Genomic DNA, 19,009 nt, shown 5'->3' on the forward strand with positions numbered 1-19,009 from the left:
TTCATTGCTTCGAGAACTGCGTTGATCTCAACTCACGCGCGCGTCCGGCCCAGCCCTGCGGGTGGGGTGCCATGCTCGCGGCAAGACGCAGTGGTTAAGTGTCCCTCACGCATATGTGTGATCGCGAAAGGGGCTGGTCCGAGGTGCCATTGGTCAAGACGTGGCAGCTCATCGCTGGTTCGGCCGTCGCCGGCCTGGCCCTGTCGGTGGCAGCCGTGACGGCCGCCGGTCCATGGGACTCCGGCCAGCGTAAGGCCGAGCGGGACAGAGCCGCCTCCTGGGGCCGTACGGGTGGCGCAGATCACGGTGACCGGCCCGGTTCCGGGGGTCTGCCGCAGGCCGCGCCCAGCGCCCCCGGGGTGCTCGGCGGGATCGGCCCCGGCGTCCCCCGCGCGCAGAGCGCCCCCGCCGAGCCCGCCTCCGCCGGGGGCCTGGCCGCCGCCCTCAAGCCGCTGCTCGCCGATTCCGCGCTCGGCACGGTCCGTACCGCGTCCGTCGTCGACACCGCCACCGGGCAGGTCCTGTACGAGTCCGGGGCGCGGGACGCGATGACCCCCGCCTCCACCGTCAAGATCGCCACCGCCGCGGCCGTGCTGGCCGCCCTCGGACCCGAGCACCGCATCCGGACCACCGTGGCGCCCGGCGCCGCCCCCGGGCAGATCGTCCTGGTCGGCGGCGGCGACCCCTCGCTCACCGCCAAGAAGAAGAGCCCCGCCGGATCCGGCGGCAGCCTTGTCGCCCTCGCCGCCGACACCGCACAGGCCCTCAAGGCCGCCGGCACCGACACGGTGACCCTGGCCTACGACGACAGCCTCTACGGCGGCCCCGCCCGCCACCCGATCGGCGCCAACCCCAACCTCGCTCCCGTGACCGCCCTGGCGGCCGACGAGGGCCGCCCCGACGACTCCACCTCCGGGCCCGTGGACCGGACCGACGACCCGTCCGGGGACGCCGCGCGGGCCTTCGGCACCCTGCTGGAGGAGCGCGGCATCAAGGTCACCGGCGAACCGGCCCGGTCCAAGGCCGCCGCCGGCGTGCAGCCGCTGGCCGTCACCCTCTCCACGCCGGTGGCCGGGCTCGTCGAGCGGATGCTGACCAACAGCGACAACGACATCGCCGAGGCCCTCGCCCGGCAGACCGCCCTCGCCTCCGGCCGGCCCGCGAGCTTCGAGGGCGCCGAGAAGGCCGTCACCGAGCGGCTCACCGCCCTCGGCGTCGACACGGCCGGCTCCCGCTTCGCCGACGGCAGCGGCCTGAACCGCGCCGACAAGGTCAGCGCGGGCCTGCTCACCGGGCTCCTCGTCAAGGCGGCCGACCCCCAGCGGCCGGAACTGCGGCCGGTCCTCACCGGACTGCCCGTCGCCGGATTCACCGGGACCCTGAAGGCCCGTAACGCCGGCGGCTCCCCGGCCGCCGGCCTGCTCCGGGCCAAGACCGGCACCCTGACCGGGGTGAACTCCCTCTCCGGCACCGTCGTCGACTCCTCCGGCCGGCTCCTCGCCTTCGCCTTCCTCACGGCGAACAGCCCCGGCCCCGAGGGCGCCGAGAAAGCCCTCGACAAGCTGGCCGCCGCCGTGGCGACCGCTTCGTAGGGGGTCCGCCGGAGGGCCGGTCCACGTACGGTTGACGCATGACGAGCATCAGTGGTGCGGAGATGGTCGACTGGAACCTCGCGGTGGCGACCGCGACCCGACTGGTACGACCCGGCCCGGAGGTCACCCGGGACGAGGCGCGGGCCGTCGTGGCGGAGCTGCGGCGCCACGCCAGGACCGCGGAACAGCACGTGCGCGAGTTCACCCGGATGATCCCGGAGGGGTCGGCCGTCCCCGACACGCCCGTCCTGGTCGTCGACCGGGCCGGCTGGGTCAAGGCCAACGTCGCGGGCTTCCGCGAGCTGCTCCAGCCGCTCCTGGGCAAGATGCAGGACCGCCGCGCGGCCGCTCCCGGCGGAGCCGTCCTCGGCGCCGTCGGCGGCAAGGTCACCGGCGTGGAGCTGGGCATGCTGCTGAGCTTCCTGGCCTCGCGGGTCCTGGGCCAGTACGAGACCTTCGCACCGGTCTCCCGGGACCTGCCGGCCTCCGCCGCGGGCGGCCGGCTGCTGCTCGTCGCGCCCAACATCGTGCACGTCGAGCGCGAGCTGGAGGTGAACCCGCACGACTTCCGGCTGTGGGTCTGCCTGCACGAGGAGACGCACCGTACACAGTTCACGGCCGTCCCGTGGCTGCGCGCCCACCTCGAAGGCGAAATCCAGACGTTTCTCGGCGCCACCGACGTGGACCCGATGACCATCCTGGAACGCATCCGCGAGGCCGCCCAGTCCTTCGCCGGAGCCCGCCCGGACGCCGAGCGCGGCGATGAGGGGCGCTCCCTCGTGGAGCTCGTGCAGACCCCCGAGCAGCGCGAGATCCTGGGCCGGCTCACCGCCGTCATGTCCCTGCTGGAGGGGCACGCCGACTTCGTCATGGACGGGGTCGGCCCGCAGGTGGTCCCCTCGGTCGCCGAGATCCGCGAGAAGTTCCAGCAGCGCAGGGCCAGCGGAGCCGGCCGGCTCGACGCCGCGCTGCGCAAGCTGCTGGGTCTCGACGCCAAGCTGCGTCAGTACCGCGACGGCGAGCGGTTCGTGCGCGCCGTGGTCGGCCAGGTCGGCATGGAGGGCTTCAACCGGGTGTGGACCTCCCCGAACACGCTGCCGACCAAGGCCGAGATCGCCGAGCCCGCCGACTGGGTGGCCCGCGTCCACCGCAAGGGGAGCGAACAGAGCGAAGCGGAGTGACACAAGGGGCGTAAACCTGTCCCACTGGGGGAAGCAGCGTCACCCGTCCGAGGGACCGTGGGCCGTGGAAGGGCGTGCGATGCTCGGGGAACGGCTCGGCTCTGTCACCATCGACGCACTCTGAGTGACATCCTCCCGTTCCGCGGGGGCAGCCGGGCCACAGCACCCCCAGCACACCACCCCGACGCCTCCGAGGCATCCGAACACCATCGAAGGGCACCGGACATGGGTCCCCATCCTGCGGTCGCGGCGATACGCCTGGCGGTCCGCCGCGTACTCCACGACGTCCTCACCGATCTCACCGACAGCCCCACCCGCCCCCGCACCCCCGGGGGTCGCCCGCCGCTCGTCCTCGTCGCCTGCTCCGGCGGTGCCGACTCCATGGCGCTCGCCTCCGCCCTCGCCTTCGAGGCCCCCAAACTCGGCATCCGGGCCGGCGGCATCACCGTCGACCACGGACTCCAGCCGGGCTCCGACCTGCGCGCCGCCGAGGTCGTCACCCGCATGACCGCGCTCCGCCTCGACCCGGTGGAGTCCGTCGCCGTGCGCGTCGGCCGCGACGGCGGACCCGAGGCCGCCGCCCGCGACGCCCGCTACGGGGCCCTGGACGAGGCCGCGGACCGGCTGGGAGCCGTCGCCGTGCTGCTCGGCCACACCCGCGACGATCAAGCCGAAACCGTCCTGCTGGGCCTGGCCCGCGGATCCGGCATCCGCTCGCTGTCCGGCATGCCCGAGGTCTCCGGCGGCAGCGCCGGCCGTACCAACCGCTACCGGCGCCCCTTCCTCCAGGTCGACCGGCAGACCGCCCGCAAGGCCTGCATGGTCCAGTCCCTCCCCGTCTGGGACGACCCGCACAACATCGACCCGGCCTACACGCGCTCCCGGCTGCGCCACGAGGGACTGCCCGCCCTCGAGAAGGCGCTCGGCAAGGGAGTCGTCGAGGCACTCGCCCGCACCGCGCAGCTCTCCCGGGACGACGCCGACGCCCTGGACGCCTGGGCCGCCGAGGCGGAGACCGGCGTACGCGACGCCGACGGGCGCCTGGAGTGCGCCAAGCTGTACGCCCTGCCCCCGGCCGTCCGCCGCCGGGTGCTGCGCAGGGCCGTGGTCGCGGCCGGGTCCCCCGCGGGCTCCCTCTTCGCCCGCCACATCGAAGAAGTCGACCGCCTCATCACCGGATGGCGCGGTCAGGGCGCCATCAACCTGCCCGGCCGGGTCGAGGCCCAGCGGCAGGGTGGCAGACTTGTCATCCGGCAGGGCTGATTGGTGCTGAAACACGGCTGAGTCCTCCGGGGTGGCCCCCCGGAGCCCCGGCCGACAACGAAAGTGATGCGGGTGGACGAGAAGGACATGGGCAACGACCTCCAGTCGGTGCTCATCACCAAGGAAGAGATCGACGCGAAGCTGGCCGAGCTGGCCGCGAAGATCGACGCGGAGTACGCGGGCAAGGACCTGCTCATCGTCGGTGTGCTCAAGGGCGCCGTGATGGTGATGGCGGACCTGGCGCGCGCCTTGTCCACCCCGCTCACCATGGACTGGATGGCGGTGTCCTCCTACGGCGCCGGGACCCAGTCCTCCGGTGTGGTGCGGATCCTCAAGGACCTGGACACCGACATCAAGGACAAGCACGTCCTGATCGTCGAGGACATCATCGACTCGGGTCTGACGCTGTCCTGGCTGCTGTCGAACCTGGGCTCCCGCCAGCCGGCCTCCCTGGAGGTCGTCACGCTGCTGCGCAAGCCCGATGCGGCGAAGGTCGCGATCGACGTGAAGTGGGTCGGTTTCGACATCCCGAACGAGTTCGTGGTGGGCTACGGCCTCGACTACGCGGAGAAGTACCGCAACCTGCCGTTCGTCGGCACGCTCGCCCCGCACGTCTACGGCGGCTGAACCGGCGCCCCGGAAGGGGAACCCTGGAACGATTCCCGCCGTTGGAGCAGGGGAAGGCGGGTCTGTCAGCCGTCCCACGAGGCCGCGGGTGACAATTCAGGGGTACATTCCGAAGAACAGTCTTTACTCACAGCAGCATTTACCTACGGGCAGGAGGGACGGGGTGCCTGGCGCCCCGTATGGATGGACGTGAAGCGATACTTCCGTGGGCCGGTCATGTGGATCGTGCTGGCCGTCCTCGCCGTGGTCGTGTTGATGAATGTCGTCGGCTCCGGCGGCGGCTACAAGACGGTGGACACCAGCGAGGTCATCAAGGCGATCAACAGCGGCCAGGTGCAGAGCGCCGAGCTCACCACCGGCGACAGCCAGATGATCAAGGTCGAGCTGAAGAAGGACCAGAAGCTCGGCGACAACTCCGGCAGCAAGTTCCAGGCCAACTACATCGGAGACCAGGGCGTTCAGCTCGCGGACAATCTCCAGAAGAAGTACGAAGCCAGCCAGATCCCCGACGGCTACAAGGTCGCGCCGGACAAGACCAGCCCGTTCCTGAGCGTGCTGCTCTCGCTCCTGCCCTTCGTCCTCATCGTCGTCGTCTTCCTGTTCCTGATGAACCAGATGCAGGGCGGCGGCTCCCGGGTCATGAACTTCGGGAAGTCCAAGGCCAAGCTCATCACCAAGGACACCCCGAAGACGACGTTCGCGGACGTCGCGGGCGCGGACGAGGCCGTCGAGGAACTCCACGAGATCAAGGAGTTCCTCCAGGAGCCGGCGAAGTTCCAGGCCGTCGGCGCCAAGATCCCCAAGGGTGTGCTGCTGTACGGCCCGCCCGGCACCGGTAAGACCCTGCTGGCGCGCGCCGTCGCGGGCGAGGCCGGTGTCCCCTTCTACTCGATCTCCGGATCCGACTTCGTCGAGATGTTCGTCGGTGTCGGCGCCTCGCGTGTCCGTGACCTGTTCGAGCAGGCCAAGGCCAACGCCCCGGCGATCGTCTTCGTCGACGAGATCGACGCCGTCGGCCGGCACCGCGGTGCGGGTCTCGGCGGCGGTCACGACGAGCGCGAGCAGACCCTCAACCAGCTGCTGGTCGAGATGGACGGATTCGACGTGAAGGGCGGGGTCATCCTGATCGCCGCCACGAACCGTCCGGACATCCTCGACCCGGCGCTCCTGCGCCCGGGCCGCTTCGACCGGCAGATCGCGGTCGACCGTCCCGACATGCAGGGCCGTCTGGAGATCCTCAAGGTTCACCAGAAGGGCAAGCCGGTCGCCCCGGACGTCGACCTGGGCGCCGTCGCCCGCCGTACGCCCGGTTTCACCGGTGCCGATCTCTCCAACGTCCTGAACGAGGCCGCGCTGCTCACGGCCCGCTCGGACAAGAAGCTGGTCGACAACCACGCACTGGACGAGGCGATCGACCGCGTCGTGGCGGGCCCGCAGAAGCGGACCCGGATCATGTCGGACCGGGAAAAGAAGATCACCGCGTACCACGAGGGCGGACACGCCCTGGTCGCGGCGGCCTCCCCGAACTCCGACCCGGTCCACAAGATCACGATCCTGTCCCGCGGACGGGCCCTGGGTTACACCATGGTCCTGCCCGACGAGGACAAGTACTCGACCACGCGCAACGAGATGCTCGACCAGCTGGCGTACATGCTGGGCGGGCGCGCGGCGGAGGAGCTGGTCTTCCACGACCCGACCACCGGCGCGGCGAACGACATCGAGAAGGCCACCGCCACGGCGCGGGCCATGGTCACGCAGTACGGCATGACCGAGCGTCTCGGTGCGATCAAGTTCGGCGGCGACAACACCGAGCCGTTCCTGGGACGCGAGATGTCGCACCCGCGGGACTACTCGGAAGAGGTCGCGGCGCTGGTCGACGAAGAGGTCAAGAAGCTCATCGAGACCGCGCACAACGAGGCCTGGGAGATCCTCGTCGAGAACCGTGACGTCCTCGACAACCTGGTCCTCGCGCTGCTGGAGAAGGAGACGCTGAACAAGGAGCAGATCGCCGAGATCTTCTCCACGATCGTCAAGCGTCCCGCCCGTCCCGCGTGGACCGGCTCCTCCCGCCGCACCCCCTCCACCCGTCCGCCGGTGCTCTCTCCCAAGGAGCTCCAGCTGACGAACTCGGCGAACGGCACGTCGACCGCGTCGGCCGTGTCCGTGGAGAAGGCCCCCGAGGCCTCGCCGGAGGAGCTCACGGACTAGTCCGCGAGCCCGTCCACCCGGAATGGAAGCCGCGCCCCCCAGGTTCTAGCCTGGGGGGCGCGGCACTTTCATCTGGTCATACTTGGGTGGCCGCGCGCACTTGCACACAGGAACGAGGAAGAAATGACCGACCCAGTGACCCTGACCGGCGAAGAGGGCAGGATCGGCGAGTTCGACGAGAAGCGCGCCGAGGCGGCGGTTCGCGAGCTCCTGATCGCGGTCGGCGAGGACCCGGAACGCGAGGGCCTCCTGGAGACGCCGGCGCGTGTGGCCCGGGCGTACAGGGAGATATTCGCCGGCCTCTACCAGAAGCCCGAGGAAGTCCTGACGACGACGTTCGACCTGGGCCACGACGAGATGGTCCTGGTGAAGGACATCGAGGTCATGAGTTCCTGCGAGCACCACCTGGTGCCCTTCCACGGTGTCGCGCACGTCGGCTACATCCCGTCCACCGACGGCAAGATCACCGGCCTGTCGAAGCTGGCCCGCCTCGTGGACGTGTTCGCCCGCCGCCCGCAGGTGCAGGAGCGGCTGACCACCCAGATCGCGGACTCCCTGATGGAGATCCTGGACCCGCGCGGGGTCATCGTGGTCATCGAGTGCGAGCACATGTGCATGACCATGCGCGGCGTGCGCAAGCCGGGCGCGAAGACCATCACCTCGGCCGTCCGCGGCCAGCTCCGCGACCCCGCCACCCGCAACGAGGCCATGAGCCTGATCATCGCCCGCTAGCTCCGCTCAGGCCCGGCCCGGTGCGCGTAGGGCCCCGGGCCGGCGGGGTCAGGCGCGCGCCGGGGATTCCGGGGTCTCGTCGTCCTCCGGGAGCTTGAGGACGTGTTCCAGGAAGAGGGCCGCGGCGATGACCGCCGCGCCCGCCAGGACCGAGAAACCGGCGTACCAGGCCTGGTCGCGGCGGGCGGGGACGTCCAGGGCGTCGGTCAGCAGGAAGACGCCCACGCCGCCGTACATGCCCGCCACCAGCGCCGCCACCAGGGCACTGGCCTGGCCGAAGACCACCGCGCGGGCCGCCATCAGCGGCTCCACGCCCTTGGCGCCCGGTCGCCGCTCGCGCTGGGCCTTGAGCCGGGCCCGCATGGACAGGGCCGTGGCCAGCAGCACCGCCGCGATGACGCCCAGGACGATCGGCGCTGCCAGCGGAACGCCCGGCAGGGAGCCGTAGGCGTTCCACAGGCGCGCACCCGCCCAGGACAGGACCCCGGCGACCACGAAGATGCCTGCCAGGACCGCCGGCCTCAGTTGCTTCACTTGCCCGTTCCCCACTTTCAGCGTGTAGCCGTCACCAGGCTAAAGAGACTTCTAACGGTATCCATGGTGAGGCCTGGTGTCCGGCGGGTGCTGACGACTACTCGGGGAGGTGGAGCTCCAGGTCGGGGCGCGGTGCGACGCCGACCAGGCCGATTTCGGCCAGCAGCGCGGCGACCGCTCCGCGGCCCGGGATCCGGGCCTCCGGGTCGATGTCGTGCCAGGGGGCCAGCACGAAGGCGCGCTGGTGGGCGCGGGGGTGCGGGAGGGTGAGGACCGGGTCGTCGGAGACCCTGTCGGCGTACGCGACGATGTCCACGTCGATCGTGCGCGGGCCCCAGCGCTCCTCGCGGACGCGGTCGAAGGCCTCCTCGACGGCGTGCGCGCGCTCCAGGAGCGAGGACGGCGGCAGGGTGGTCTTCACGGCGAGGACCGCGTTGAGGTACGAGGGCTGCGCGCCGGGCTCGACGCCCCAGGGCTCGGTCTCGTAGACCGGGGAGACGGCCTTGACCCGCATGCCCGGGGTGTCGCCGAGGGCGTCGATGGCGCCCTGCAGGGTCTCCAGGCGGTTGCCGAGGTTCGCGCCGAGCGCGATGACGGCCCATTTGGGGTTGGACAGGGTGACGTCCGCCGCGTCGACCGCTTCGACGACGGAGGCGGGTACCGGCTGGACGGTGGGGTCGCTCTGAGCGTTCAATCCGTTGTTCATGCGCGGCTCCGGGTGATCGTGATGGTCACGTCGTCGAAGGGGACGGTGATGGGCGCGTCCGGCTTGTGGACGACGACCTCCACCTGCGCCACCGCTTCGTGCTTGAGGCACTGCTGGGCGATCCGCTCGGCCAGGGTCTCGATCAGGTCGACGGGCTCGCCCTGGACGACGTCGACGACCTCCTCGGCGACGACCCCGTAGTGCACGGTCTTCGCCAGGTCGTCCCCGGCCGCGGCGGGACGGGTGTCGAGGTGCAGCACGAGGTCGACGATGAAGGTCTGGCCTTCCTCGCGCTCCCGGGGGAAGACGCCGTGGTGCCCGCGAGCCTTGAGGCCGCGCAGCGCGACACGATCCACGCGAATCACTCCTGCTTTCGTATGTGCTTCCGGTCCCGGGGCTCCCCGGGGCCATGGCTGCGCCGAGTGCGGTCGGCGTCGTCCGTCTTCGAATTTACCTGCGAAATACTCCGGATCCCGCCGGAGGGGTCAGGAGGCGTCGTCCTCGTCGTCCTCGTCGGACTCCGTGAGGACGGGAGAACCGTGGTGGGACCACAGTCGCCAGCCCTCGGATGTGCGTCGGAACACATTCGTGGCGACGACCAGCTGACCGACGAGCGGACCCAGTTCTCCGCCGTCCTCGGCGGGGCCGCCACTGAGGATGTTCTCCGTACAGGTCACCAGCGCGGTGTCGCCGATGACGGCCACCTTGGTGTCGGTGAGAAAGAACTGGATGTAGTCGGTGTGCGACATGATGAGCGCGTACGAGCGCAGGACCTCGCCGCGGCCCGAGAGCACCGGCCAGCCGGGGTGGACGCAGGAGATCTCGTCCTCCAGCCAGAGCGCCGACAGTGAGTCGAAGTCCCCCCGCTCCATTGCCTCGTAGAAGGCCGTGTTGACCTCTTCGACCGCCTCGATGTCGGTTCTGCTCACGGTGCTCCTTGTCGGTGGGTGAGGATCAGAGTGCCCCTTCGACGGCGCGGGCCACGCGGACGGCGTCGGCGGTCGCCCGTACCTCGTGCACCCGGACCGCCCAGGCGCCCTGGTGGGCGGCGATCGCGGAGACGGCGGCCGTGGCGGCGTCCCGCTCGCGGGCGGGCGGCGGGGCGGCGTCGGTCCCGCCGGCCAGGACACGGCCGAGGAAACGCTTCCTCGACGCGGCGACCAGCAGCGGGAAGCCCAGGGCGCGCAGCTCGGGCAGGTGGGCGACCAGGGCCAGGTCGTGGTCGGCGTTCTTGGCGAAGCCGAGACCGGGGTCGACCAGGAGCCGCTCGGGGGCGATCCCGCCGGCCACGACCGCGTCGATCCGGGCCCGCAGCTCGGCGGTGACCTCGGCGACCACGTCCTCGTAGACGGCGAGGCTGTTCATGCCGGCGCTGAAGCCGCGCCAGTGCATCACCACGAAGGGCACCTCGGCGGCGGCGACGGCCGGGATCATCCCGGGGTCCGCCAGACCGCCGCTGACGTCGTTGACCAGGGCGGCGCCGGCCTCGACGGCCCGGGCGGCGACGGCCGCGCGCATGGTGTCCACGGAGACGGTGACGCCTTCGGAGGCGAGTCCGCGGACCACGGGGACGACCCGGCGCAGCTCCTCCTCCTCGTCGACGCGGGAGGCTCCGGGGCGGGTGGACTCGCCTCCGACGTCGACGAGGTCGGCGCCGTGCTCGACGAGGTCGAGGCCGCGCTTGACCGCGGCGGTGGTGTCGAACCAGCGACCACCGTCGGAGAAGGAGTCGGGGGTGACATTGACGACACCCATGACCCCGCAGCGGTCCCAGTCCGGCAGACCTGCGACCCGGCCCCTGCCGGTGGCTCCGCGCTTCGTGTTCATAGGTCCAAGGGTAGGGCTGACCTGGATACGACAGGGCCCCGGCGCCTCTCGGCGGCCGGGGCCCGGCTGACGGGTCTCGTACCCGCGTGGCCAGGGCCTACGCAGCCTGGACCTCGCGGTCCTGCTGCTTGGGCACGGTCGTCATGTGGGTGTGGGTGCAGGTGCGCACCGGCTTGGGACGGCGGCGGCTGGCGAACAGCCGCGGCAGGGCCAGCGTGACGAAGCCCTCGGCCTGCATCGCGGCGAAGCCGATGCGGGGCAGGTCGCGGGTGGTGCGGAAGACCACGAAGCGGGGCTCCCAGCGGGGGCGGAACTTCGCGTTGAACTTGTAGAGCGACTCGATCTGGAACCAGCGGGAGAGGAAGACCAGCAGGCTGCGCCACATCCGCAGGACCGGGCCGGCGCCGATCTTCTCGCCGCGGGCGAGGGCCGAGCGGAACATCGCGAAGTTCAGCGAGACCTTCTCGATCTTCAGGCCGGGGGCGGCCTCCAGGGAGGCCACGATCAGCAGCTCGTTCATGCCGGGGTCGGCGGCGCGGTCGCGGCGCATCAGCTCCAGCGACATGCCGTCGGTGCCCCACGGGACGAAGTGGAGGACAGCCTTCAGGTCGCCGAAGGGGCTGGTGTCGCCCTCCTCCACCCGGTGGGCGGTGGCGATGAAGCAGTCGCCGTCGCCCGGGTCGCCGACCCGGCCCAGCGCCATCGAGAAGCCGCGCTCGGTGTCGGTGCCGCGCCAGGCCTCTGCGGCGCCGCGCACCTGCTCCAGTTCGGCCTCGGTGAGCTCGCTGACCCGGCGGACCTTGGTGGTGTAGCCGTTGCGCTCGATGCGCTTCACCATCTGGCGGACATTGCGCATGGCGCGGCCCGAGAGGGAGAAGTCTTTGACATCGACAATCGCCTCGTCACCCAGCTCCAGGGCGTCGAGACCGGTCTCGCGGGTCCAGACCTCGCCGCCGGTCTCGCTGCAGCCCATGACGGCCGGGGTCCAGGAGTGGGCCTTGGCCTCCTCCATGAACCGCTCGATCGCGCCGGGCCAGGCCTCGACGTCGCCGATGGGGTCGCCGGAGGCGAGCATCACACCGGAGACGACGCGGTAGGTGACGGCCGCCTTGCCGCTGGGGGAGAAGACGACGGCCTTGTCGCGGCGGAGCGCGAAGTGGCCGAGCGAGTCCCGGCCGCCGTGCTTGGTGAGCAGCTCGCGCAGCTTGCCCTCGTCGTCGGCGGTGAGCCGGGCGGCCGGGTGCTCGGGGCGGAAGGCCAGGTAAACGGTGGTGAGGGCGGTCAGCATGCCGAGGGCGCCGAGGGAGTAACCGACGGTCCAGGACACGCGGCCCGCGTAGTCGACGGGGCCCTCGAAGCCGAAGAGGCCGTAGACGACGTGCGTGATCTGCTCGTACAGGCCCGGGTTGCCGACGACCTTGCCCGGGTGGACGTTCACGATCACCAGGCCGAGCCCGATGGAGCCGGCGCTCATCAGCACGAAGTTCGCGAGCGCCTTCCAGCGGCTGCGCGGGTCGGGCAGCGCCTTGAACTCGTTCTGGTGGCGCAGCAGCAGTGCGAGGAGCACCGCCGAGATGACCACGCTGACGACCGAGTGGCGGTAGGCGAACTGCGCCGCGGCGCCCGCGGGCAGCAGGACGACGGCGGCACGCCAGGCCCGCCGCTTGTGGCGCTTGAGGCCGTGGGCGAGCAGCAGGAGCAGGACGCCCGCGCTGATCGAGAGAGCGGCCGCGAACGGCCCGAAGGAGCCGGGCAGGACTTCGGCGACCGCGTGGATCCGGCTGTGCCGGAAACGCGGGAACACCCCTGCCGCGATGTCCAGAAGGCCGACGATCATGACGGCCGTACCTACCAGGCCGGGCACCGACTCCGGCCGTGGTCCTCTGAGGATTCGGCGGACCCTGCTCGGAACCTGTCCCGACTTATCGCCATCTATCCTGCTAGACATCGCTTCCCGTTGCTCCGCGAGAGATCATGTGGCCGAAGACCGCGACAGCCTCCGGTGTGTGGTGCGTCCCTTAGGACGACATCGACGAGGAGCGGGTTCACTCTTTCGTCGGAAAAAAACAGTCCTGCCACCAGAAAGTCGACTGACTGCTCATGGGTCTCACCAGTAATACGGTTCTGGCGCTGGCCATCCTCGCCGGTGTGCTGCTGTTCGCAGCCACGGTCTGGTTCTGGCCGAAGCTCTCGGGCCGCACCTGGCGCGCGTTCGCCGGCCGGATCGGTCTCCTGCTGGCGACCCAGCTGGCGCTGTTCTCGGCTGTGGGGCTCGCGGCTAACAAGTCGTTCCTCTTCTACGGTTCCTGGGCCGACCTGCTCGGTCAGGAGACGTCCATGGGCAAGGTCGTCGACCACTCGATGAGCAGCAAGGACATCAAGGTCGTCGACAAGCAGAAGCTGGACGTACCCGGTGGCGCCAAGCCCCAGGTCGGTGGTCAGATCCTGAAGGTTGCCATAACCGGGCAGAAGTCGAAGATAACGAGCCCCGGCTACGTCTGGCTCCCGCCGGAGTACTTCCAGCCCCAGCACAAGGACCGGAACTTCCCCGCGTCCATCGTCCTGACGGGCTACCCGGGCACCGCCGAGAACCTGATCAAAGGGCTCGACTACCCCATGAAGGCCTTCAGCCTGTCCAAGTCGGGCAAGATGAAGCCGATGATCCTGGTCATGCTGCGGCCCACCATCGCGCCCCCGCGCGACACCGAGTGCGTCGACATACCCGGCGGCCCGCAGACCGAGACCTTCTTCGGCGAGGACCTCCCGCAGGCCATCACGAACACCTTCCGGGTCGGCAAGAAGCCCCAGAACATGGGCTTCATCGGCAACTCGACGGGCGGCTACTGCGCCCTGAAGATCGCCGCGCACTACCCGCAGACCTTCGGCGCGGCCGCCGGGCTGTCCGCGTACTACGACGCCCCGGACGACCCGACGACCGGTGACCTGTTCCACGGGGACGAGAAGCTGAAGAAGCGTGCGGACGTTCTGCACAGCATCGAGAACAAGAAGCCGTCCGGTACGTCCTTCCTCGTCACCAGCAGCGAGAAGGGCGAGCCGAACCTCGGCGACACCCGGAAGTTCATCAAGAAGGTGCAGGGCCCGGACCGGGTTTCCTCCATCATCCTCGACAGCGGTGGCCACAACTTCAACACGTGGCGACGGGAGATCCCGCCGATGCTGACGTGGATGAGCGGCCGGATCGAGGCCTGAACCGCCCCGCGCGCCCACCCGGCGCCGCAGCACCCGTGACCGGCCTCCCGAGGCCGGTCACAGCTGTGTCCGGGGCTTGCGGGGCTCCCGGGGGCTCCGGAGCTTCCGGGGCTCCCGCGGGTCCCGTTGGTCCCGCGTGCCGGGGCGCTACGCCTCCTGCAGCCGGGCCCGGCGCAGCGCCCGGTGCACGCCCTCCGGGGTCAGTACGCCGGCCAGCGCGCCGGATTCCGGGTCCGTGACCCCGATCCGCCCCGAGTCCTCCTGCAGCAGGGCCGCGAGTGCCTCGCGCAGCGTCGCCCCCAGCTCCACCGACGCCGCCGGGGCCTTCCCCTCCGCCGGCGCCAGGTCCGCCGCCTCGACCGCGGTGACCGCGAGCCGCTTGAGCCCCCGGTCGGCGCCGACGAAGGAGGCCACGTACTCGGTGGCCGGCGCCCCGAGCACCGCCGCCGGGCGGGCGAACTGCTCGATGGTGCCCGTCCCGTAGACCGCGATGCGGTCGCCGAGCCGGATCGCCTCCTCCAGGTCGTGGGTGACCAGCAGGATCGTCTTGCGTACCGTCCGCTGCAGCGTCAGGAACTCGTTCTGCAGCCGCTCGCGCACCACCGGGTCCACCGCGCCGAACGGCTCGTCCATCAGCAGCACCGGCGGATCGGCGGCGAGCGCGCGGGCCACGCCGACGCGCTGGCGCTGCCCGCCCGACAGCTGCTCCGGGTACCGGCCCCCGTACACGGACGGGTCCAGGCCGACCAGTTCGAGCAGCTCGGCCGCCCGGGCGCGGGCCTGCGCCTTCGGGGTGCCGATCAGCTGCGGCACGGTCGCCGTGTTCTCCAGCACCGTCTTGTGCGGGAACAGCCCGACCTGCTGGATGACGTACCCGATCCGGCGGCGCAGCTCGACCGGATCGGCGGCCGCGATGTCCTCGCCGTTCAGCAGGATCCGGCCGGCGGTCGGGTCGATGAGGCGGTTGACCATCTTCATCGTGGTCGTCTTGCCGCAACCGGACGGTCCCACGAGCGTGACCAGCTCCCCCTCCGCGACCTCGAAGGACAGGTCCTCGACGGCAGTCGTCCCGTCGGGGTAGCGCTTGGTCACATGCTCGAATCGGATCACGGACCCATCCTTCCCCACGGCCGCCGCTGATTTGTGAAGGGCATGTTGCCCCACTGCGAAGGAATCCGGCCATTGAGGGTGGCGGGGGTTAGGGTCGCTCTGACCGGGTGATCGTGAAGACGTACGTTCGAACAGTGGGGGGTGAGCGGCATGGCCGGGCAGAACTGCCTGGTGGCGAACGACTGGATCTGCTGGGACTACGTCACCTCCCGCTCCCAGGAACTCACCGACGCCACCCTCGAACACATATGGATCACGGGCGTGTCCGTCCTGATCGGCATCGCCGTGTCCGTACCGCTCGCCCTGCTGGCCCGCCGCGGCCGTCACTGGGCGGCGCCCGTCCTGGCCCTCACCACCCTGCTCTACACGATCCCCTCGCTGGCCATGTTCTCCCTGCTGCTGCCGGTCTTCGGACTCTCGGCGTCGCTGGTGGTGACCGGGCTGGTGCTGTATTCGCTGACGATCCTGGTCCGCAACGTGCTGGCCGGCCTGGAGGCCGTCCCCGAGGACGTACGGGAGGCCGCGCGCGGCATGGGGTACGGCCCGGGGCGGCTGCTGTGGCAGGTCGAACTGCCGCTCGCGCTGCCCGCGCTGCTCGCCGGCGTACGGATCGCCACCGTCTCGACGGTCGCGCTGACCACGGTCGGCTCCATCGTCGGCAAGGGCGGTCTCGGCAACCTCATCGCCCCGGCTGTGAACAGCTCCTTCAAGGCCCAGGTGCTCACCGCCTCCGTGCTGTGCGTGCTGCTCGCGCTCGTGGCCGACCTGCTGCTGCTCGGCCTGCAGCGGCTGCTCACCCCGTGGACCCGGGCCGGTGCCGGCGGCCGGTCCGTGGATCCGGCCCCGACCCCGGTGCCGGGGAAGGGGGTCTGAGCCGTGGGCGTCCTCGGAGGGGCCTGGGACTGGCTGGCGAACGGCGCCAACTGGTCGGGGGAGAGCGGTGTCTGGCACCGGCTCGGCGAGCACGTCTACGTCAGCGGGGTCGCGCTCGCGATCGCCTGCGCGGTGGCGCTGCCGATCGGCCTGTACCTCGGCCACCTGGGCAGGGGCGGCTCCCTCGCGATCAACATCTCCAACATCGGCCGCGCCGTCCCCGTCTTCGCGGTGCTGGCGCTGTTCATGGTCTCCCCGCTGCGCAACGCCGGCTACCTGCCCACCATCGCCGCGCTCGTGCTGTTCGCCGTCCCGCCGCTGCTGACGAACGCGTACGTCGGCATGCGCGAGGTGGACCGCTCGGTGGTGGAGGCCGCCCGAGGCATGGGCATGTCCGGCAGCCAGCTCTTCCTGCGCGTCGAACTGCCGCTCGCGCGCGGCCTGGTGATGACCGGGCTGCGCTCCGGCGCCGTGCAGGTCATCGCCACGGCCACGATCGCCGCCATGGTCGGCCAGGGCGGGCTCGGCCGGATCATCACCGCCGGCTTCAACACGTACAACACCGCGCAGGTCGTCGCCGGCGCCCTGCTGGTGGCCGCGCTCGCCCTGCTGGTGGAGGGCGCGCTGGTGGCGGCGGACCGGCTGCTGCCGCGGGCGGCGTCCCGCTGATCGCGCTGATCCCGTTCCCGCCGACCCCGCTGATCCCTGTCCATCGCCTCGAAACGGAGTACCTCCATGACCAAGACCACGCGCGTCCTCGGCGCGTCCCTGGGCGCCCTGGCGCTGACGGTGTCGCTGGCCGCGTGCGGCGGCGACAGCCTGGAGAAGAGCAAGGACGGCGGCGCGGCCTCCGCCGGCTCCTCCTCGTCCGCGGGCGGCGGCAAGGGCAGCCTGGTGATCGGCGCGGCCGGCTTCACCGAGTCGAACGTGCTGGCCGAGCTGTACGCGCAGGTGCTGAAGGACGCCGGCTACAGCACGTCGGTCAAGACGGTCAACAACCGTGAGCTGTACGAGCCCTCGCTGGAGAAGGGCGAGATCGACGTCGTCCCGGAGTACGCGGCCACCCTCGCGGAGTTCCTCAACGCCAAGGTGAACGGCCCGAAGGCGCCCGAGGAGAAGCCGGTCGCCTCCAGCGACGTCGCGGCGACGGTGGCGGGCCTGGAGAAGCTCGCGGCCCCGCTCGGCCTGAAGGCGCTGGCCGCCGGAGAGGCGGTCGACCAGAACGCATTCGCGGTGACCAGGGAATTCGCCGGGAAGAACAACCTGAAGACGCTTTCCGATCTTGGTAAGTCCGGACTCAAGGTGAAGATCGCTGCGGGCGACGAATGCAGCGTCCGGCCCTTCTGCGCACCGGGGTTGACCAAGACGTACGGAATTCAGGTTTCCGGCATCGACCCGAAGGGCGTCGGCACCCCGCAGGCCAAGCAGGCGGTCAAGGACGGCGCCGACCAGCTCGTGCTCACCACGACCACCGACGCCACGCTCGACGGCTACGGCCTGGTCCTGCTGGACGACGACAAGAAGCTCCAGAACGCCGACAACGTCCTGCCGGTGGTCAACGCCAAGGACGCGGGCGCCCCGGAGGTCGCGGCCGCGCTCGACAAGCTGACCAAGGTCCTCACGACGGCCGATCTGGTCGATCTGAACCGCAAGGTGGACGCCGAGCGCGCCAAGCCGGCCGACGTCGCGAAGGCCTATCTGGAGGCCAAGGGCCTGCTGAAGAAGTAGCGCTCACGGGGTTGATGGAGAAATGTGCGGTAACCGCCCGGGAAGAGTTTGCCGGGCGGGTATCCCACTCGACCCCCGTGCCCTGTAAATTTCGGGCCATGCCCCGTGGACGCCACCGCAATCCCGAACCCCTGCACCGGCTGCTCACGCCGACGACCGTGGCCGGCGTGTCCGTCGCCGGCGCGGGCGCGGCCTGGTTGCTGGCGGAACCGATGGCGCTGCGGCTGCTCGTGGCCGTCACGGCCGCCGCCGGGGTCGCCGGCGCCGTCGTCATGCGCGCCTGGGACCGCTCGGCGGGCCGCCGCGTCGCGGAGCTCGGGCGCGAGCGCGTCAAGGACGAGTGGCGGACGGACGAGCGGATAGCCGAGCTCGAATCCGACCTCGAGGAAGCCCGGATGCTGCGGGCCAGGCTCGACACCAAGCTGCGCGCCAAGCGGGTCGAACTCGCGGGCCTGCGCGGCGAGCACGCGGCGCTGCTGCGGCGGTACGCGACCGCCGAGACCGAGCGCGCCAGCGCCCTGGAGGGCCGCCGGCTGCTCGCCATCGAGGCCTCCGCAGCTCCGGCCGCCGCCGCGCCGAAGGAACTTCCGGCCGTCACCGAGGAGCGCACCTCGGCGGGCGCGCCCACCGCGGTGGGCTACGCCCGGGCCCACGCGGCCCTCGGGGCGCTGGCCCGCAGGATGCAGACGCGGGAACTGCCCGCGGCGCCGTCCGCCCCGGAGCCGGACCCCGATCACGATCCCGGTCGCGGCCACGCGCAGACCCCTTCACCGGCCCCCGCGGTCGCGGCCTCGCTGCCCGCACGTCGCCCGGCGGCCGCGGTGGCCCCGTACGCGGCCCAGCGGCGTACGGCCTCCCGCGTCGAGGGCGGCTTCGACTTCTTCGGCACCAAGAACGCGGCGCAGGCCCGCGCGGCGATCGAGGCGGTCCAGAACGAGGACCTGGCCGACGTGGTCGGCGCCGAGGCCCTCGCGGTGCACAAGGCGGAGTCCGCGCAGGCCGTCGTGGAGCCGGAGTTCAAGCCGGCGACCGACGAGACCCGCGCGGTGGGCCAGGTCATCGACCTGACGGCCCATGACGAGACCGAGCCGATCGACGTGGCCCGCCTCCGCACCGCGATCTCGTAGGGCACCGCCGGCCCCCGACATCCGGTCGGCACCCGCGCGCCGCGGGGGAAAACCCCCGAACCCGGAGCCTCAGAACAGCGGTAGCTGCCCCGGGTGTTCGGACAGCACGAAGCCGTCCAGCGTCGGCGCGGAGGCGCCGAGCACCACCCGGGCCCGGGATCCGGGGCAGGACACCAGGTCGCCGCGGCCCCGCCCTCCGGGCGGATCGTGGCGGGCGATCCGCCCGGCGGTGACGGCGCAGTCGCGGCCGCAGGCGGGGCAGGCCCGGCGGGGAGAGTGGGACATGGCGCC

Annotated in this window: 19 protein-coding genes; 11 read left to right on the forward strand and 8 right to left on the reverse strand. The window is 71.2% G+C overall.

Annotated features, from left to right (window positions below; all coding sequences use genetic code 11):
- Positions 1–113: 113 nt before the first annotated feature.
- From dacB to folE, 6 genes are all read left to right on the forward strand, one after another.
- A complete protein-coding gene (gene dacB / locus ACGFZK_RS17705; protein WP_393849773.1) occupies positions 114–1,592 on the forward strand; it encodes a D-alanyl-D-alanine carboxypeptidase/D-alanyl-D-alanine-endopeptidase in 1,479 nt (492 codons plus the stop codon).
- Between the two features lie 38 nt (positions 1,593–1,630).
- The gene (locus ACGFZK_RS17710) at positions 1,631–2,773 is read left to right on the forward strand and encodes a zinc-dependent metalloprotease (protein ID WP_393849774.1); all 1,143 of its coding nucleotides are present in this window, start codon (positions 1,631–1,633) and stop codon (positions 2,771–2,773) included.
- A gap of 225 nt (positions 2,774–2,998) precedes the next feature.
- Complete coding sequence (tilS, locus tag ACGFZK_RS17715) at positions 2,999–4,036, forward strand: tRNA lysidine(34) synthetase TilS (protein ID WP_393849775.1); 1,038 nt, start codon at positions 2,999–3,001, stop codon at positions 4,034–4,036.
- 66 nt (positions 4,037–4,102) lie between these two features.
- Positions 4,103–4,663, forward strand: coding sequence for a hypoxanthine phosphoribosyltransferase (gene hpt / locus ACGFZK_RS17720; RefSeq protein WP_243339812.1), 561 nt, complete (start codon positions 4,103–4,105; stop codon positions 4,661–4,663).
- Between the two features lie 183 nt (positions 4,664–4,846).
- Positions 4,847–6,871 (forward strand): ATP-dependent zinc metalloprotease FtsH, encoded by a 2,025-nt coding sequence (gene ftsH, locus ACGFZK_RS17725; RefSeq protein ID WP_393849776.1) that lies wholly within the window; start codon positions 4,847–4,849, stop codon positions 6,869–6,871.
- Between the two features lie 123 nt (positions 6,872–6,994).
- Positions 6,995–7,603: a GTP cyclohydrolase I FolE gene (folE, locus tag ACGFZK_RS17730; RefSeq protein WP_393849777.1), complete on the forward strand. Its 609-nt coding sequence runs from the start codon at positions 6,995–6,997 to the stop codon at positions 7,601–7,603.
- A 48-nt stretch (positions 7,604–7,651) separates the two neighbouring features.
- Here folE and ACGFZK_RS17735 read toward each other — a convergent pair whose 3' ends face one another.
- The 6 genes from ACGFZK_RS17735 to ACGFZK_RS17760 form a co-directional block, all read right to left on the reverse strand.
- The gene (locus tag ACGFZK_RS17735; RefSeq protein WP_393849778.1) at positions 7,652–8,137 is read right to left on the reverse strand and encodes a DUF3180 domain-containing protein; all 486 of its coding nucleotides are present in this window, start codon (positions 8,135–8,137) and stop codon (positions 7,652–7,654) included.
- A gap of 97 nt (positions 8,138–8,234) precedes the next feature.
- The gene (gene folK / locus ACGFZK_RS17740; protein WP_393849779.1) at positions 8,235–8,843 is read right to left on the reverse strand and encodes a 2-amino-4-hydroxy-6-hydroxymethyldihydropteridine diphosphokinase; all 609 of its coding nucleotides are present in this window, start codon (positions 8,841–8,843) and stop codon (positions 8,235–8,237) included.
- Positions 8,840–9,199 (reverse strand): dihydroneopterin aldolase, encoded by a 360-nt coding sequence (gene folB, locus ACGFZK_RS17745; RefSeq protein WP_030010912.1) that lies wholly within the window; start codon positions 9,197–9,199, stop codon positions 8,840–8,842. The genes folK and folB overlap by 4 nt, the downstream gene beginning before the upstream one ends.
- Before the next feature lie 129 nt (positions 9,200–9,328).
- On the reverse strand, positions 9,329–9,772 hold the full coding sequence (locus ACGFZK_RS17750) for a nuclear transport factor 2 family protein (protein WP_079154223.1): 444 nt from the start codon (positions 9,770–9,772) through the stop codon (positions 9,329–9,331).
- Positions 9,773–9,797: 25 nt separating this feature from the next.
- Positions 9,798–10,670 carry a dihydropteroate synthase gene (folP, locus tag ACGFZK_RS17755; protein ID WP_393849780.1) on the reverse strand — a complete coding sequence of 291 codons (873 nt, stop codon included), beginning with the start codon at positions 10,668–10,670 and terminating at the stop codon, positions 9,798–9,800.
- Positions 10,671–10,767: 97 nt separating this feature from the next.
- Positions 10,768–12,618, reverse strand: a complete 1,851-nt coding sequence (locus tag ACGFZK_RS17760) for a phosphatidylglycerol lysyltransferase domain-containing protein (protein ID WP_393849781.1) — start codon at positions 12,616–12,618, stop codon at positions 10,768–10,770.
- A 152-nt stretch (positions 12,619–12,770) separates the two neighbouring features.
- Here ACGFZK_RS17760 and ACGFZK_RS17765 point away from each other — a divergent pair, with 152 nt between their 5' ends.
- The gene (locus tag ACGFZK_RS17765; protein WP_393849782.1) at positions 12,771–13,880 is read left to right on the forward strand and encodes an alpha/beta hydrolase; all 1,110 of its coding nucleotides are present in this window, start codon (positions 12,771–12,773) and stop codon (positions 13,878–13,880) included.
- A 147-nt stretch (positions 13,881–14,027) separates the two neighbouring features.
- On the opposite strand, the gene ACGFZK_RS17770 is transcribed toward ACGFZK_RS17765, so the two are convergent.
- Positions 14,028–14,990: an ABC transporter ATP-binding protein gene (locus tag ACGFZK_RS17770; RefSeq protein ID WP_393849783.1), complete on the reverse strand. Its 963-nt coding sequence runs from the start codon at positions 14,988–14,990 to the stop codon at positions 14,028–14,030.
- A gap of 150 nt (positions 14,991–15,140) precedes the next feature.
- On the opposite strand from ACGFZK_RS17770, the gene ACGFZK_RS17775 reads away from it, so the two are divergent.
- The 4 genes from ACGFZK_RS17775 (at position 15,141) to ACGFZK_RS17790 (ending at position 18,718) form a co-directional block, all read left to right on the forward strand.
- A complete protein-coding gene (locus tag ACGFZK_RS17775; RefSeq protein ID WP_393849784.1) occupies positions 15,141–15,863 on the forward strand; it encodes an ABC transporter permease in 723 nt (240 codons plus the stop codon).
- A 3-nt stretch (positions 15,864–15,866) separates the two neighbouring features.
- Positions 15,867–16,532 (forward strand): ABC transporter permease, encoded by a 666-nt coding sequence (locus tag ACGFZK_RS17780; RefSeq protein ID WP_393849785.1) that lies wholly within the window; start codon positions 15,867–15,869, stop codon positions 16,530–16,532.
- A 66-nt stretch (positions 16,533–16,598) separates the two neighbouring features.
- Positions 16,599–17,591: an ABC transporter substrate-binding protein gene (locus tag ACGFZK_RS17785; protein WP_393849786.1), complete on the forward strand. Its 993-nt coding sequence runs from the start codon at positions 16,599–16,601 to the stop codon at positions 17,589–17,591.
- Between the two features lie 98 nt (positions 17,592–17,689).
- Positions 17,690–18,718 (forward strand): hypothetical protein, encoded by a 1,029-nt coding sequence (locus tag ACGFZK_RS17790; RefSeq protein WP_393849787.1) that lies wholly within the window; start codon positions 17,690–17,692, stop codon positions 18,716–18,718.
- Between the two features lie 69 nt (positions 18,719–18,787).
- Here the strand turns inward: ACGFZK_RS17790 and ACGFZK_RS17795 are convergent, their stop codons facing one another.
- Entirely contained in the window at positions 18,788–19,003 is a 216-nt protein-coding gene (locus ACGFZK_RS17795; RefSeq protein ID WP_393849788.1) for a hypothetical protein, read from the reverse strand.
- Positions 19,004–19,009: the final 6 nt, after the last annotated feature.

The sequence above is a fragment of the Streptomyces sp. NPDC048257 genome (assembly GCF_043201855.1).
Lineage (GTDB): Bacteria > Actinomycetota > Actinomycetes > Streptomycetales > Streptomycetaceae > Streptomyces.